This window comes from Actinoplanes sp. TFC3 (assembly GCF_001553785.1).
Lineage (GTDB): Bacteria > Actinomycetota > Actinomycetes > Mycobacteriales > Micromonosporaceae > Actinoplanes.
Map to the genome: position 1 here is coordinate 1,687,182 of NZ_LOJP01000001.1, position 15,301 is coordinate 1,702,482.

Annotated in this window: 12 protein-coding genes and 1 pseudogene; 4 read left to right on the forward strand and 9 right to left on the reverse strand. The window is 69.3% G+C overall.

What is annotated here, in order from left to right:
• Positions 1-46: 46 nt before the first annotated feature.
• The 3 genes and pseudogenes from TFC3_RS07655 to TFC3_RS39960 form a co-directional block, all read right to left on the reverse strand.
• Positions 47-958 (reverse strand): annotated as a pseudogene (locus TFC3_RS07655) (ribonucleotide-diphosphate reductase subunit beta); the annotation flags it as partial.
• A gap of 49 nt (positions 959-1,007) precedes the next feature.
• A complete protein-coding gene (locus TFC3_RS07660) occupies positions 1,008-2,237 on the reverse strand; it encodes an alpha/beta fold hydrolase (RefSeq protein ID WP_067497360.1) in 1,230 nt (409 codons plus the stop codon).
• Positions 2,238-2,317: 80 nt separating this feature from the next.
• Positions 2,318-3,022, reverse strand: a complete 705-nt coding sequence (locus TFC3_RS39960) for a GntR family transcriptional regulator (RefSeq protein ID WP_067497363.1) — start codon at positions 3,020-3,022, stop codon at positions 2,318-2,320.
• Positions 3,023-3,316: 294 nt separating this feature from the next.
• Here TFC3_RS39960 and TFC3_RS07670 point away from each other — a divergent pair, with 294 nt between their 5' ends.
• Both TFC3_RS07670 and TFC3_RS07675 read left to right on the forward strand, forming a co-directional pair.
• A complete protein-coding gene (locus TFC3_RS07670) occupies positions 3,317-4,696 on the forward strand; it encodes a glycoside hydrolase family 16 protein (RefSeq protein WP_067497366.1) in 1,380 nt (459 codons plus the stop codon).
• A 181-nt stretch (positions 4,697-4,877) separates the two neighbouring features.
• Positions 4,878-5,747: a CPBP family intramembrane glutamic endopeptidase gene (locus TFC3_RS07675; protein ID WP_236718371.1), complete on the forward strand. Its 870-nt coding sequence runs from the start codon at positions 4,878-4,880 to the stop codon at positions 5,745-5,747.
• On the opposite strand, the gene TFC3_RS07680 is transcribed toward TFC3_RS07675, so the two are convergent.
• Positions 5,744-7,030 carry a DUF4832 domain-containing protein gene (locus TFC3_RS07680; protein ID WP_067497369.1) on the reverse strand — a complete coding sequence of 429 codons (1,287 nt, stop codon included), beginning with the start codon at positions 7,028-7,030 and terminating at the stop codon, positions 5,744-5,746. The genes TFC3_RS07675 and TFC3_RS07680 overlap by 4 nt on opposite strands.
• Positions 7,031-7,139: 109 nt before the next feature.
• On the opposite strand from TFC3_RS07680, the gene TFC3_RS07685 reads away from it, so the two are divergent.
• Both TFC3_RS07685 and TFC3_RS07690 read left to right on the forward strand, forming a co-directional pair.
• Positions 7,140-7,712 carry a TetR/AcrR family transcriptional regulator gene (locus TFC3_RS07685; protein WP_161952549.1) on the forward strand — a complete coding sequence of 191 codons (573 nt, stop codon included), beginning with the start codon at positions 7,140-7,142 and terminating at the stop codon, positions 7,710-7,712.
• Between the two features lie 21 nt (positions 7,713-7,733).
• Positions 7,734-9,290 carry an MDR family MFS transporter gene (locus TFC3_RS07690; RefSeq protein WP_067497376.1) on the forward strand — a complete coding sequence of 519 codons (1,557 nt, stop codon included), beginning with the start codon at positions 7,734-7,736 and terminating at the stop codon, positions 9,288-9,290.
• Here the strand turns inward: TFC3_RS07690 and TFC3_RS07695 are convergent.
• Genes TFC3_RS07695 through TFC3_RS07715 form a run of 5 tightly spaced genes read right to left on the reverse strand, consistent with a single transcriptional unit; the run spans position 9,253 to position 15,298 of the window.
• A complete protein-coding gene (locus tag TFC3_RS07695) occupies positions 9,253-10,011 on the reverse strand; it encodes a hypothetical protein (RefSeq protein ID WP_067497379.1) in 759 nt (252 codons plus the stop codon). The genes TFC3_RS07690 and TFC3_RS07695 overlap by 38 nt on opposite strands.
• Position 10,012: 1 nt before the next feature.
• The gene (locus TFC3_RS07700; protein ID WP_067497382.1) at positions 10,013-12,289 is read right to left on the reverse strand and encodes a phosphotransferase; all 2,277 of its coding nucleotides are present in this window, start codon (positions 12,287-12,289) and stop codon (positions 10,013-10,015) included.
• Positions 12,286-12,975: a DUF6182 family protein gene (locus TFC3_RS07705; protein ID WP_067497385.1), complete on the reverse strand. Its 690-nt coding sequence runs from the start codon at positions 12,973-12,975 to the stop codon at positions 12,286-12,288. Before TFC3_RS07705 ends, TFC3_RS07700 begins: the two co-directional genes overlap by 4 nt.
• A complete protein-coding gene (locus tag TFC3_RS07710) occupies positions 12,972-14,420 on the reverse strand; it encodes an NAD(P)/FAD-dependent oxidoreductase (protein WP_067506193.1) in 1,449 nt (482 codons plus the stop codon). Before TFC3_RS07710 ends, TFC3_RS07705 begins: the two co-directional genes overlap by 4 nt.
• Positions 14,417-15,298 carry an alpha/beta hydrolase gene (locus TFC3_RS07715; RefSeq protein ID WP_067506190.1) on the reverse strand — a complete coding sequence of 294 codons (882 nt, stop codon included), beginning with the start codon at positions 15,296-15,298 and terminating at the stop codon, positions 14,417-14,419. The genes TFC3_RS07710 and TFC3_RS07715 overlap by 4 nt, the downstream gene beginning before the upstream one ends.
• Positions 15,299-15,301: the final 3 nt, after the last annotated feature.

A 15,301-nucleotide genomic window follows, 5' to 3' on the forward strand; every position in this document is an offset into this window, starting at 1 on the left:
GCCGTCCCGCGGCACAGTTGCGCGCGGGACGGCAGCACCTGACGGATCAGAAGTCGTCGTCGAAGCTGACGCTGCCCGTGACGCCCACCTGATAGGCAGAAACGCGGCGCTCGAAGAAGTTCGAGAGCTCCTGGACGTCCTGCAGCTCCATGAACGCGAACGGGTTGGCCGAGCCGTAGATCGGCGCCATGCCGAGCACGGCGAGCCGGCGGTCGGCGACGTGCTGCAGGTATTCGCGCATGTCGGCGAGGCTCATGCCGGAGACGCCGCCGCCGAGCAGGTCCTCGGCGAACTGGACCTCGCACTCCACGGCTTCGGAGATCATCGCTGTGAAATGCTGCTCCAGGTCGGCGTCGAAGAGATCCGGCTCCTCGGCGCGTACCGTGTCCACGACGTCGAAAGCGAAAGCCATGTGCATGCTCTCGTCGCGGAAGACCCAGTTTGTGCCCGACGCCAGGCCCTGCAGAACGCCGCGGGAACGCAGGTAATACACGTAGGCGAAGGCGCCGTAGAAGAACAGCCCCTCCACGCAGGCCGCGAACGCGATGAGGTTGAGCAGGAACGCCCGTCGTTGCTCCCGGGTACGAAGCTCGCGCACCTCAAAGATCGTGTCGGTCCACTTGAAGCAGAACTCCGCCTTGCGCGCGATCGACGGGATGTTCTCGACCGCGGCGAAGGCCTCGAAGCGTTCCCTCTCGTCCGGCACATAGGTGTCGAGCAGGTTCAGGTAGAACTGGACGTGCACGGCCTCCTCGAACAGCTGGCGGGAGAGGTAGAGCCGGCCCTCGGGCGAGTTGATGTGCTGATACAGGCTGAGCACCAGGTTGTTGGCCACGATGGTGTCGCCGGTGGCGAAGAACGCGACCAGCCGGGACACGAGGTGCTGCTCGGCTTGCGAGAGCCGGGCCAGGTCGGCGAGGTCGGAGTGCAGGTCGACCTCCTCGACGGTCCAGGTGTAGCGAGCGAAGCGGCCGCCCCCCTCCGGCGGCCGCTTCGGGCTGGGTGGCTCAGCGGTGGGACTTGAGCCAGCTCTGGATCTCGGTGATGACCTGCTTGTCGGGTTCGCCGAAGGCCGGGGTGAACTTGGGGGTGATGTTCATGGTGTGCGCCATGCCCGGGTAGATGACGATCTTGTGGTCCTTGTTGCCGGCGGCGGCTACGGCGGCGTCGGCGGCCAGGGCGGCGCGGGCCGGGGTTTGGACGTCGTTTTCGCCGTTGAGCAGCAGGGTGGGGCCGGTGAACTTGGGCAGGGCCTGCGTCACGGTGGGGAAGCGGCCCAGGTCGATGGCGTAGTTGACCACGTACGGCTCAAGGCCGGGCACGTTCGGGTATTGATCGATGCCGGTGGCGGCGCGCAGCACCGGGCCGGCTTCGGCGTCGATGGCGATGCGGCCGTCGTGGTTCTTGTCGGTGCTGGCCTTCACCTTGCGACCGGTGAGCAGGATCGCCCGGAACTGGTCGGCGACCTCCTTGGGCTGGGCGATCAGCCCGTCGGTGGCCTCGGTGGCGGTCAGCTGACCATCGCCGTTGACGTCGAACTCGTCGTGCAGCTGCACCAGCAGGCGGCCGTGGATCTGGAAGGTGAGCAGGTCCTTGATGGGCTTGCCGACCACACCCATCTCCACCACGCCGGCCGGCTTGGGGATGCCGAACTTCCTCGGCTCGGCGGCCAGGTTGGCGGCCACGTTGGTGCCCTCGCTGTGCCCGAGCAGGAAGATCTTGCCCGGGTCCACCTTCGGCGAGCGGGCGGCGAAGCGTACGACCGAAGCCGCATCCAGCTGGATCTGCCGATAGGGGTTCTTGGGCATGAGCTGGGCCGGGTCGGTGCTCTCCACGGGCCCGATGTCGGTCACGCCGCGCTTGTTGAAGCGCAGGGTGGCAAAGCCTTCCCGGCTGGCGGCCTGGGCCAGCGGCACGAAGGTGGAGCCGGCGCCGTCGGGCAGCGTCTGGTTCATGTCGTTGTGCCCGCTGCCGTGCAGGAAGATGACCAGCGGCAGGCGGCCCTTGGCGGCGCTCGGGTAGGTGAGCTCGGCCTTGGTGACCCAGCCCTTGCCGAAGTCGATCTGCACCTGCTCGCGGGTCACGCCGTCCCAGCCGGACTGCTTGGCTGACGCGGATGCTGACGCCGGGGTCCGCCCGGTGACGAGGTCGGCGTGGGCTGCTCCGACGCCGGCGGCGAGGACGGCGGCCGTGGTGAGACCGAGGGTCAGGTTGCGGTACTTCTTCGTTGTGGCCATGGGGAAAACGCTATTTCCGGCGGCCGTCAAGATCGATCCCCCTGGCTACCAACCCGGTGGTACAGCTGGCACTACCACCGTCAGCCCGAGTTCGGGCCCAGCTTGAGGTGGCTGGTGATCCGGTAGCGGTCACCGCGATAGACCGACCTGGTGAATTCCAGCACCCGGCCGTCGCCGTCGCGGGTTGTTCGTTCGAAGAGCAGAGCCGGCGAATAGGGCGGTACGCCGAGCAGCCGCGACTCGCTGGCATCGGTGACCGTCGGTTCGGTGGTCTGCACGGCCTCGGTCGGATCCACGTCGTACCGTTCGCGTAACCGGCGGTAGAGCGACCCGCGCGTGAAGTCCTCGGCGGCGATGCCGGGAACCAGGGTGACCGGCAGCCGGATCTCTTCGAGGGCCATGGGGTCGCCGTCGACGATGCGGCGGCGCATCACGTACAGCAGGTCATCACCGGGGGAGACCTGCAGCCGCTGGCCGAGCCGGGCGCCGGCCGCCTCGGTGCGGAACTCGAGCACCTCGCTCACCCAGTCGCCCTCGGCCGGCGGAAAGGGCTGGCCGGAGGCGGAGGGCACCTCCTGGGAGATCTTGTGCGGGCTGATGAAGGTGCCGCGTCCGTGCTGACGGATGAGCAGGCCGGCCCCGGCGAGATCGTCGATGGCTGCTCGTACCGTCGGGCGGGAGACCCCGAGATGTTCCGACAGTGACCGTTCCGACGGCAGGGGGTCTCCGGGCGTGCGTGCATCGATCAGCTCGCGCAGTCGCTCCCGCACCTGAGCACGCCGCACAGCATCACCCTTTGCCCATCATCGACCAGTTCCGTCATGAAGATCAGTGTCCGTAATTGACCACTGGTCCGCCTTGGACAGTGTCCGGGGTGGACGGCGTCCATGTCGACCCCGATCGCAGTACCGCCTGACTTTTAACAAAAATAAGAGCCAGTTAAGCAAAGGGTATTGACGCGGACCACTGGTATGAACGACGGTACTCGGGCAGTCGGTTCTCATACCAGTGGTTAGTTTTCCGGCAGGCCATCCCCCACGAGGCCGCCGGTGCCTCTCACGCGAAGGAGCCCACCCCCCATGGGGCTTACGCCAACCCGCAAGATCGCCATCGGCGCCACTCTCGCCGCGACCCTCGCGGCGCTTGCCGGCGTCAGCATCGCCACCGCGTCCAGCAGCAGCGCCGCGACCGGCTGCGGCGTGCTCTTCGACGACTTCAACTACTCATCCCGTACGGACGCGGCCCTGAGTCAGCGCGGCTGGAGCATCCGCAGCCAGGCCGGCGGCCCGGGCGTCTCCGGGGCCAGCTGGCTGGCTGACAACGTGTCCTTCCCGACCGTGGACGGGCAGAAGGTTGCCCAGCTCAAGGCGGTCACCAACGGCACCGCGGGCGGCACCTCGCACGCCGAGTTCTCGCAGAGCAACCGGCGCTTCTTCGAGGGCACCTACCTGGCCCGGATCAAGTTCTCCGACGCCCCGGCCAGCGGCACCGACGGCGACCACATCAACCAGACCTTCTACACGATCTCGCCGCTGGCCGCGCCGATGGACCCCAACTACTCCGAGATGGACTTCTCCGAGTACCTGCCCAACGGCGGCTGGGGCGAAGCGGGCCCGATCAACTACCAGACCACCTGGTACACCTACGTGGCCGACCCGTGGTACGCCGACAACCAGCACAGCCAGCAGGCCAAGAGCATCAACGGCTGGCACGACGTGATGGCGACCGTCTCCGGCGGCCACGTCAAGTACTACATCGACGGCGCGCTCGTCGGCGACCACTCGGGCAAGGTCTACCCCCGGCAGAACATGTCGATCGACTTCAACCAGTGGTTCATCGACCTCGCCGGGCACAGCAGCGGCACCAGCACCTATCTCGAGTCGATCGACTACCTGTACCACGCCAAGAAGCAGGTGCTGACCCCGGCGCAGGCGACCACGGTCATCAACAACTACCGCTCCTCGGGCACCACGCACACCGACAGCGTCGTGAGCGCGAACGACTGCGACCCGGGCACGCCGCCGAACCAGCCGACCACCCCGCCGAACCAGCCGACCACCCCGCCGCCGGCCTCCGGGGCGACGATGCTGCAGTCGAACTTCAGCGGCCGCTGCATCGACATCCCGAACGGTGTGCCGACCGCCGGTTCGGTGCTGCAGCAGTGGGACTGCAACGGCACTGACGCGCAGAAGTGGGCGTTCCAGTCCGACGGCACCCTGCGGGCCATGGGCAAGTGCATGGACCCGGCCGGTGGCGCCCTGGCCAACGGCACGCCGATCCAGCTGGCCGACTGCAACGGCAACGCGGTCCAGCGCTTCACCCTCACCGCCGCACGGACCCTGCAGAACGTCTCGTCGGGCCGGTGCGTGGACATCAAGGACTGGAACGGCAGCAACGGTGCCAAGCTGCAGCTGTGGGACTGCGCCGGCACGTCGAACCAGATCTGGGGCAAGCTCTGATCAGCTAGCAGGATGAGCAAGGGCCCGCGCGAACCTGCGCGGGCCCTTTTCCTGTAGCTCGGTGGGTGGCGTTCCCGGTGAACCAGCCCGAAGGCATCTGTTTGCCCGCGGTGATCAGAATCGGGGCATGCCGATGATTGCGCCGCCGCTGAGTTCGTACCATCGGCTTGCCTTGACGCCTGTGCACCGCTGGTGGCGTCCCCTGCTCGGCACGGCGTTTCTGCTCGCCGCCTGGATCGTGGTGATGTTCGCCGGTCTGATGGCCGTGCTGGCTGCCGCGACCATTGCCGGCCGCCCGGAGAACGCCGATGGGCTGCCGAGTTTCGGCCCGCTGCCCGACCTCGCGCAGGACTTCCTGGCCATCGCGGTGGCGCTGCCGATCGTGCTGCTCGCGGCGCGCTGGGTTGAGCGGCGGCCGGCCGGAACGGTGTCGTCAGTGACCGGGCGGCTGCGCTGGCAGTGGTTGCTGAGCTGCCTGCCGATCGCGGGCGTAACCGTGGGAGTGCTGCTGGCCGGGTCGCTGTTCCTGCCGGGCGACAACAGCGAGACCGGCGAGCAGTTGGCGGGGTGGGGGCCGTTCGCGGTCTCGATGGCCGTGCTGCTGCTGGTGGTTCCGGTGCAGGCCGCGGCCGAGGAGTACCTGTGCCGGGGCTGGCTGCTGCAAACGTTCGGCGCGTGGCTGCGCAACCCGTGGATTCCGATCGTGGTTCAGGCTCTGATGTTCGCGGCGCTGCATGGCTGGGGTACGCCGTGGGGTTTTGCCGACCTGACCGTGTTCGGCATCGTGGCCGGCTGGCTGACCGTGCGCACCGGCGGCCTCGAAGCAGCCATCGCCCTGCACGTGGCGAACAACCTGCTGAGCACAGTGATCGCCGCGGCGTATGGCGAACTCACCATCACCGAAACCGCGGCCGACCTGCCATGGCAAGTGGTGGCGCTCGACGTGCCGCTGCTCGCCGGCTACGGGATGGTGATCGCGTGGCTGGCCCGCCGGCGGAACCTCACCACCCGAAGCGCAGCACCGGCAATGCTGCCGCAGCGGGCCGCCTAGCTGAGCCTGTTCCAGCCCGTCGCCGCATCCCAGACGCCGGTATTGGCGAGCTGGACGGCATACGCCGGGTTGGTCGCCAGCCGCGTCGCCGGGTCGGGCAGGGACAGGAAGAACTGCGGAGAATCGGTTCCCGCCGGGGTGGTGAAGCGCGCGGTCAGCGTGACCGTTCTACCGGGCTGCCAGGTGCGCAGGTCGGTGGGGATGGTGACCGTCTTGCGGGCGGCGCCGGTTTGCACGATCAGGCGTACCGGCCGGTTCTGCACGGGAGCCGCCCAGCCGTCGTTGGTCAGCGTGATCGTCGCGGTCGCCGTGGTGCCGGGGCGCGCCGGCAGCACCGCCTTCACCAGCCGCAGCCGGTAGCCGAGCTTGCGAGCCGTCGTGCTCAGCCCGGCACTGCCCCAGGAGTTCAGCACATCGAGGTCGAAGCAGGGATTGAGGTACGTCCAGTGCTGAGCCGCCATCTGCTCGACGGCATTCGCCCAGCCGGAGAACTCCGACACCCCGCAGGTCTCGCCGCCCACCAGGAAGCTGCTGCTCTGCTGGGCCAGCCAAGCCCGGTCGTCACCTTGGAACGTGCCGAAGTCATCCGCGCTCGCCAGGAAGCAGTCGTTGTGCACGCCGACGCGGGCCACCCCGTTGGCCAGCCGGCGCTTGATCGCCGGGGTGCGCACCTGGACCGGCGTGGTTGCGGCTGTGTTCGCCAGCAGGGCCTGTACCACCGTGGCGCGCTGCGACCAGTCGGTGTCATGGGCGAAATTCTGCGTGTAGTACCACTCGCCCCAGCGCCCGACCAGGCCAGCCTGCACCGCGGCCAGCACGTCGGCGTTGTCCTTGAGGATTGGGCCGAGCTGGGCCAGGTGCCGCACGATGCGCGCGGCCGGCGCGTCGGCGTCGGAGTCCTCGGCGTACGCGAACCGGACGACCAGCTTGACGCCGGCGGTGCGCGCGGCGGTGAAGTCGGTGCGGATCAGCTTGAGGTCGGCCGCCGAGATCGTGTCGATGCTGCGGTAGCGCGGCAGGTAGAAGATCCGGTACACCAGCGTGCGGGCCTGCTTGATGCGCGCTTCCCGCAGGGCCACGGCGTCCAGCGGCGTGTACGCCGGGTCGTCGGCCAGGTACGTCTCGGTGAAGGTGAAGAAGCCGCGGCCGGGGTTGGCCAGGGTCGCTGCCGACGCCGCGTAGGTGTGGGTAACCGTGCCCGGGGTCGCCGCCCGGGCTCCGGCCGGACCGGTCAGGAGCAGCGCGAACGTCGCCGTTACGGCGATCACCTTGGCCAAACGCATGATCCCTTCGATCGGTTGGGGGAGGGTTCGACCTGAGGGTTCCGGTTATGGTGGTTCGAGCGCACCGGGGCGCCAGCGGCTGGACGAGACGGAGCGAACGGGACCGGACGTGAACGGGACAGAGCAGGTGCACAGGCGCCACGACCAGTTCGTGGACGTTGCGATCAAGCGGGCGACCGAACGGCTGTCGCTGTCGCTGCCTTCACTGCGATCGGTGGCCCGCGACTGCGGCGTCACACCCACTGCCGTCTACCGCTACTTCCCGTCACAGAGCAGCCTGAACCGGGCGATTCTGGTCACCATTGATTCGTCGTTCATCACCGCGGTGGCCGGGGTGGACGACCCGCGGCGCACACCGCTGCGCCGGCTGCAGGTGTTCGCGGACGCCTACATCGACTGGGGCCTGGCCAACCCGGGGCTCTACCAGCTACGTTTCGAGAGCGCCGACCAGCTCGGCAAGGACTTCATCCGCACCGACGCCGCCGATGACCTGCTCGCCCACGTCGACACGCTGATCGACGCGGTGGATCCCCGGCTGGAGGTCTGCGCCGAGGATCTGTGGCTGGCCGTGCACGGCGTGGTGTCGCTGCACATCCACAAACCGGAACGCCCTTGGCCGGTTGCACCCCATCAACAGGTCCAAAGGTTCTTCCATCTGTGGGGACTGCGCGATGAGGGGTGATGATCGACCTATATTGATCGCGTGACTTCCACGAGCGTCAATGAAGCAGGTTCCGCTTCCGGCCCGGAGTTCGTGCCCGACCGCCGGTTCCGGACCATTTTTCTGGCGTTGATGCTCGCGGTTTTCCTGGCCGCGATCGAGCAGTCGACGATGGCCACCGCGACCCGCACGATCGTCGACGACCTGCACGGCTTCGACCTGCAAGCCTGGGCCACCACCGCGTTCCTGGTCACCTCGACGCTGTCCACCCCGCTGTACGGCAAGCTCTCCGACATCTACGGCCGCCGCCGGCTGTTCCTGTTCTCGATCGCCCTGTTCGTCGCCGGTTCGCTGCTCTGCGGGCTGGCCACAACCATGCCGCAGCTGGCCGCCTGCCGCGCGGTGCAGGGGCTCGGCGCGGGCGGCATCATGGCGCTCGCGCTGATCATCGTCGGCGACCTCGTGCCGCCCCGCCAGCGCGCCCGCTACCAGGCCTTCTTCATGATTGTGTTCGCCACCTCGAGCGTGGCCGGGCCGGTCGTCGGCGGGCTGTTCGCCGGGGCCGACTCGATCCTCGGGGTGACCGGCTGGCGCTGGTTGTTCTTCCTCAACCTGCCGCTCGGCGGGCTTGCCCTGGCCGTGGTGGCCCGGGTGCTGCACCTGCCGCGCCGGGTGGTGCCGCAACGCATCGACTGGGCCGGCGCGATCCTGCTCCTGGTGACCCTGCTGCCGCTGCTCACCGTCGCCGAGCAGGGCCGCATGTGGGGCTGGAGCTCACCGGTGGCCTGGCTGTGTTACACGCTCACCGCGGCGGGCCTGGCCGGATTCGTGATAGCCGAACGAACCATGCGCGACGAGGCGTTGCTGCCGCTGCGGTTGTTCCGGGATCGTACGGTCGCCATCGGTTCTTTTTCTTGTGCCGTAACCGGCATGGCGATGTTCAGCGGCATGTTGATCGTGCCTTTGTACATGCAGATCGTGCGCGGGATGTCGCCCACCGCCGCCGGTTTGCGGATGCTGCCGTTCGTGGCGGGCATTATGGCCGGGTCGCTGACGTCGGGACATTTGATCGCGCGCACCGGCCGTTACCGCCTCTATCCGGTCGCGGGCACGTTTGCGATGGCCGCCGGCATGCTGGTGCTCGCCATGGCCGGCGCCGCCACCTCGCTGTGGTGGATCACCGTTGTCAGCGTGCTGATCGGGGTGGGGCTGGGCTGCAACATGCAACCGATGATCACCGCCATGCAGAACGCCGTCGCCGACCGCGACATCGGCGTCACCACCAGCATCGCCATTCTGTGCCGCTCATTGGGCGGGACACTGGGCACCGCCGCGCTGATCGGCGTGCTGCTGGCGGTGCTGCCGAACCGGGTGGCCGACGCCTACGCGCACGCCGGTCAGCAGCCGCCGGCGCAGTTGACCGACGGCAGCTTCCTGACCGATACGTCGTTCCTGAACAACCTGCCCGGGGCCGCCGCGCAACCCTTCCGAGACGGCTTCGCCGGGTCCGTTCAGGTGGTGTTCCTGGTGGCGTTCGCCGTCGTGCTGACCGGCGCCCTGCTCAATCTAGGATTGACCGAGAAAGCGCCTGCGGCGTAAGCCCGAAACAGTCGATGCGCTGCACCGCTACGCGCCCGGCGAACAAGGCGAGGACCTTCTCGTACGCGGCCTGCACGGCACCGAGGCGCCGGGCGGTTTCGTGCAACTCGGTGTGACCCGAGCGGGCCCGGGTGCGCCGCAACGCCTCCTCGACCGGCAACGTCAGGTACACGATCCGGTCGGGTAGCCGTACGCCGAAAAGCCCTGTCAGTTCGTCGAACAACTCGTCAGCGGGTAACGCCGCCAGCTTGAGCAGCCGGTGACCGAGCGCCTCGATGTCCTCGTCCCCGGCGCATTCCCGCAGCCAGCAACGCACGGTCAGCGAGCCTTCGGCGCTCTGCCGCAGCCAGAACTCGTGTACGTGCCCGAACGTGCCGGTGTCCTCGGCGACCCGCGCGAACATCGGCAGGTACACCAGCGGGTCGACCAGCGGGTGCCGGTCGCCGATCAGCGTGGTGCAGCCCTGCTCGAAAGCCTGCCGTTCCGCCGGCGCGTACTGGCACAACTGCAGGTACAGCAGGGCCACCTTGAGCGGGGCGTGACCGAGCTGGTCCGCGATCGCCGACGCGGCTGCCAGGTGCCGTGAGCGGGTGGCCTGCGGGCTGGCCGGGTCGTCGTGGGCGCGGATGGCGTGCACCACCCGGACCCCTGGCACTTGCGCGAGGTGCCGGGCGGCAGTGGTCTTGCCGGTGCCGTCGATGCCCACCAGCGCGATGCGCACCTCAGCCCACCGTCCGGTTCTGTTCCAGGCCGAGCAGGTGGAACGCGGTGTGCACGACGCCGGGCAGGAACGTGAACTCGCGGTGGGTGTGCGCGGCCAGGTACAGCTGCAGCCGGGTCAGCACCAACTCGTGCAACGCCAACTGGTAGGCCCGGCGCCAATCCGCTCGGGTACCCAGGGCCGCGGCGTGCACCGCCAGGTGGTGGTCGACGTCGGCGATGGTGGCCGACGGGGTCAGCGTGAAGGCCAGGAACTCCGCCACGTCGCGCTGCGGCACGTTGACGTCGGCCAGCTCCCAGTCGTAGGCCACCACCCGGTGCTCGGTGAGGCTGACGTTGCGCGGGTTGAAGTCGTTGTGCACCAACGTGTGCGGCATCGCCGCCAGTTCCTGCGTCCAGAACTCCGCGTCCGCCGAGATCTGCAGCACGCCGGCCAGCCGTGTCGCGTCCATCAGCTCGGGCAGCTCGGCCGCGTTGTAGCGGGCCAGCGCCTCCCACAACTCGCGCGCCTTGACCAGGTGGTTCTCCCCGGCATCGCGGTGCAGCCAAGTCAGCTCCTCGCCGCGGCCCAGCCACGCGGCGTGCACCGGGGTGATGGCCTGCAGGACGCGGTCGATGTGCCCGCGGTCCCAGGTCACCTCCGTCGCGGGCAGGCGTTCCATGAAGACGACGTACGCCTCCCGTTCATCCTCCTCGACAACGCCGTAGCAGCGGGGTAGCAGCCCGGTCAGCTCCGGTTCGTCACGCCGGTAGACGGCCAGTTCCCGCTTGTGAGTACCGCTGAACTCGCTGCCGGCCCCCCATCGTTCCCAGGCCTGGCCGACCTCGGGCCCGCACAGGCTCGCCACCTGACCGATGCCGGCGATGACCTCCTCGGCCCGCGCCTTCACCTTGGCAATCACGTCGAGCTCCGAGTCCTGGAAGCGCACGTTCAGCGGCAGCAGACCGGTGAACTTGCGGCGTTCGCCGAGGGCGCCCAACTCGCTGGTGATGCCGTCGCCGGACAGGCGCAGGTGTGGACGTACCTCGGCGATGGTGTCCCGGGTTTTCCAGGCCTTTTGCAGGAATGAGCGGTCGAAGTCGTCGATGCGCAACCACGGTACGTGCTTCGAGCGGCCCAGCCGGCGGTGCGCGTCGGCGAACTGGCCGCTGGCCATCGCGGCCCCCGTCGACACGTCGAGCGCCAGCGCGAAACCGGCGACGATCTCGGCGAACCGGCGCACACCACCGGCCCCCGCGCAGCCCAGCGAGCTGAGCCAATCACGCTGATGCGGCAGCGCGGTGCCCCCGCCGACCGTGCCGGCCACGAGGTTGGGCAACAGGATGCTGGCCAGCAGATCCTCGCCCTCGGCGCGCAGCGACATGATGGACACACCGGATTCGTGCACGCTGGCGATGTCCTGGCCGGTGGCGGTGAACAGCGCGGCAATGATGTTCGCGGCGTTGATGCCGTAGCCCAGCATGCCGCCCTGCTGACCGCCCAGCAGAGCCAGGTTGTGCGCCTTGACGATCGCCGCGGTGCTGGTCTTGAGCACCGACGCGACCACCGCGCCGGGGATCACGCACTCGGCGGTGACCCGGATGCCGCGTCCGGCCAGCATGGACACCGCGCTGACCTTTTTGTCGCTGCTCATGTTGCCTTCGAGCATCACGTGCAGCGGGCGCAGCCGGTCGTCAGTGGCTAGCGTCTCGCTCACCCAGCGGCAGATCTGCCAGGTAGCCGCGGTGGTCATGTTCTGCCCGGCCGCGTCCTCGGTCTCGTACGCGAACCGCACGTGCACGAGCCGGCCGATCTGGTACAGGTCCACGTCGGCCAGCCGCGCGTAGCGGGACACCAGGCGCACCTGGGCGGACAGCTCGGCGCGGTGCTCCTCGATCCACCGGCCGAACAGCGCGGCAGAGGCCAGGTCGGCGAACTCGAACACCGGCGCGCGGTTCATCCGCTGCGACAACACCCGGGTGCTCACCCCACCGGCCATGGTCAGCGCCCGGCTGCCCCGAGCCGCCGACGCGATCAGCGCACCCTCGGTGGTCGCCAGCGGTGCCACCACGGAACCGGTAACGGCCTCGCCGTTGAACAGCAGCGGCCCGGCCAGCCCGACCGGCACCTCCACGGAACCGGCGAAGTTCTCCAGGTTGCCGGTCAGCGTCTGCGCCTCGATGGTGGTCACCCCGGCCGAGGCGAGCGGGACCCCGGTGCGGGTCCGCAGCCAGTCCAGCCGTTGCTCGCGCGCCTGTTCGGTGTACTGGCCGCGGGCGGGGATGACGTCGTCGGTCATGGCGCAGGCTCCTTGCGATCCGAGGTGAGCAGGGCGAACAGCCGGAGACGGCCGGGTTCGCGCGGGTCGTGGGTGATGCGGGTCTGCACGCCGGCGGCGCGTCCGGGCGCGAGCGCGGCGAGCACGTCCGGGCCGTCGAGGTCGTCGCGGTGGTGCAGGGTGAGCGTGTCGCCGGGCCCGATCAGCCCGCGCAGCACCGCCTCGGCGAGCAGGTGGTGGGTGTGCACGAGGTATTCGGCGATGGTGAGGCCGGCGCAGGCGACCGCGGCCTCGGTGGACGTCCCGCTCGGCGGGCCCGGCACGTGCACCACCACGGGTTCCGAGCCGAAGCCCGCGGGCTTGGCGCCCTCGAAGGCGTGCAGCAGCCGGGACAGGTTGCGCAGCTGGCCGGCCGGGGCCGGGCCGTGCCACGACAGGCCTTCGCCGGTGCTCGCGGCGGGGAACCGCAACGCCACGGTGGCCGGGCGCCCAGCCAGGAAAATGGTCCGGGTGAAGGCGCGCAGCCAGGCCCGGCCATCCTCCGGCGCAATTCCCAGAGCAAAATCGATGGCTCCGCGTACGAACACAGCAGGCGCCAGCTCATCGACCACCACCGCAACGCTGTGCCCGTGCTCCCCGTCGCCCTCCCCGGCCCGTTCGAGGCGGGCCGGCGCGGCGGCCGTCAGCAGCTCGTCCAGCTCGCTCACGCCTTCACCCGCCGCTTGAACACCAGCGCGCCGTCGTTGATCCGGGTCAGCTTCATCCGCGGCCAGTCCCGCAGATAGTTGTTGCGGACCTTCCACCGGCCCTCGGTGCCTTGCCGGGGCAGGATGTCGCTGGCGCGCAGCACGTAACCCGACGACAGGTTGAGCAGTGGCTCGTCGCTTCCGGCCGCGTCCTTCGGCACCGGCGTGGCAACGTCGTAGCGCCGCCGGGCCATGTGGTTGAGCAGCCGGCACACGTACTGGTGGCTCAGGTCGGCACGCATGGTCCACGACGCGTTGGTGTAGCCCACGCACCAGGCCAGGTTGGGCAGCCCGGAGAACATCAGGTGCTTGTAGACCTGCAGGTGCCGCGAGTTGACCGCCTTGCCGTCGACCGACAGTGCCACCTCGCCGAAGGTCACCATCACCAGCCCGGTAGCCGTGACAACCACGTCGGCTTCCAGCTCCTGGCCGTCGGTGAGCCGCAGCCCTTTCTCGGTGAACGTTTCGACCTCGCCGGTGACGATCGACGTGCGGCCCTCACGCAGCGCCGCGAACAAGTCGCCGTCGGCCACCCCGCACACCCGTTGATCGCCCGGCTTGTACCGCGGCGTGAAGTGTGGATCCACCTTCACGTGCTCGGGTAGCTCGCCGGCCACCCGGTCCCGCAGCATCTGGCCGACCTTCTCCGGCCAGCGCCGCGACGCCTGGAAGGTCAGGAAGTTCATCGCCACGTTGCGCTTGCGGATCAGCCGGGACGCGCGTTCGGGCGACATCCGCTTGCCCAGCTTGGCGGTCAGCGGCTCCTTGCTGGCCAGGGGAATCATGTACGTGGGGGAGCGCTGCACCATCGTCACGTGCGCGGCTTGCTGGGCCAGCGCGGGCACCAGGGTCACCGCGGTCGCGCCGCTGCCGATGACGACAACGCGCTTGCCCTCGTAGTCCAGCTCGGCCGGCCAGTTCTGCGGGTGCACCAGGTGACCGGCGTAGTCGCCCATGCCGGGGAACGCGACCTCATGCCCGCTGGAGTAGCGGTAGTAGCCGGTGCAGAGGTAGAGGAAATTGCAGGTCCACTCGGTACCCTCGGCGGTGGTCAGCGTCGAGCGCGCCTGCTCACTCGACCACGCCGCCGACACCACGCGCCGGCCGTAGTGGATCTTCTTGTCGATGCCGTTCTCGGTGGCGGTCTCGCGGATGTACGCCAGGATCGACGCGCCGTCAGCGATCGCGTTCGGCTGCAGCCACGGGCGCAGCGGGTAGCCCAGCGTGAACATGTCCGAGTCCGAGCGCAGCCCCGGATAGCGGAAGAAGTCCCACGTACCGCCGCTGGCATCGCGGGCCTCGAGGATGGCGTAGCTGCGATCCGGGCAGTGCGTCTGCAGCCGGTGCGCCGCGCCGATGCCGGACAGCCCGGCACCGACGATCAGGACGTCGAGATGGTTGCTCACGGTCTTCTCCACAGGATGCGGCGCAGGAACGCGGCCTGGCGCTCAACGGTGTTCTCGTACAGGGCGCCGTGATAGATGTCGAAGTGGCCGGCGGGCACCTCGATCACCTCGGCGCCCGGAACCCGTGCCACGTGCTTGCGGGTGGCCGGGGCGGGCGCTACCGCATCGTCGAGGCACACGTGCACCAGCAGCGGAATCTTGATGCGCCGGGCCGACGCGCCCGGCCGGTAGCCGAGCACCGCCAGCCCCGAGCGCGCGGCCAGCAGGTTCTCCGGCGCGCTGCCGTCGGGCGCGGTCAGCGACAGGTAGCCCGCGCGGGCATTGCCGGCCACCATGAGCGCCGGGGTGCCCGGGTCGGCGGCGGCCGCCACGAGTTCGGGTGCCCGGCGGGTGACCGCGCGCAGCAGATCGGCGGTCAGCGCGGGAACCAGCCGCAGGAAGCCGCCAGCACCCAGAGCCAGCGCCGAGGCGAGCCCGTCGGTGAACGGGCACTGGGCCACCGCTGCGGCTAGCGTCGAGTCCTCGGCAGCCAGGCGCAGCGCGTCCCCGCCGGAGAACGACGAACCCCACACCGCGACGCGGCGCTCGTCCACCCAGGGCAGCGACCGCGCGTGCGCCACCGCCGCGCGCCAATCGGCCAGTTGAGCGCCGACATCGACCACGCGGCGGGGCCGGCCGTCGCTGTCGCCGAACCCGCGGTAGTCGAACAGGAGCACAGCCACGCCGTCGTTGCAGAAGCGGGCCGCGTACCGCTCAAGACCGGCGTGCCGGGTCAGCCCGAGCCCGTGCGCCATGACAACGATGCCGTGCAGGCCCGGTTCGGCCGGCCGGTACAGCCACGCGGCCCGGCCCCCGAAGGTGACGTCGAGTCGATCCATCAC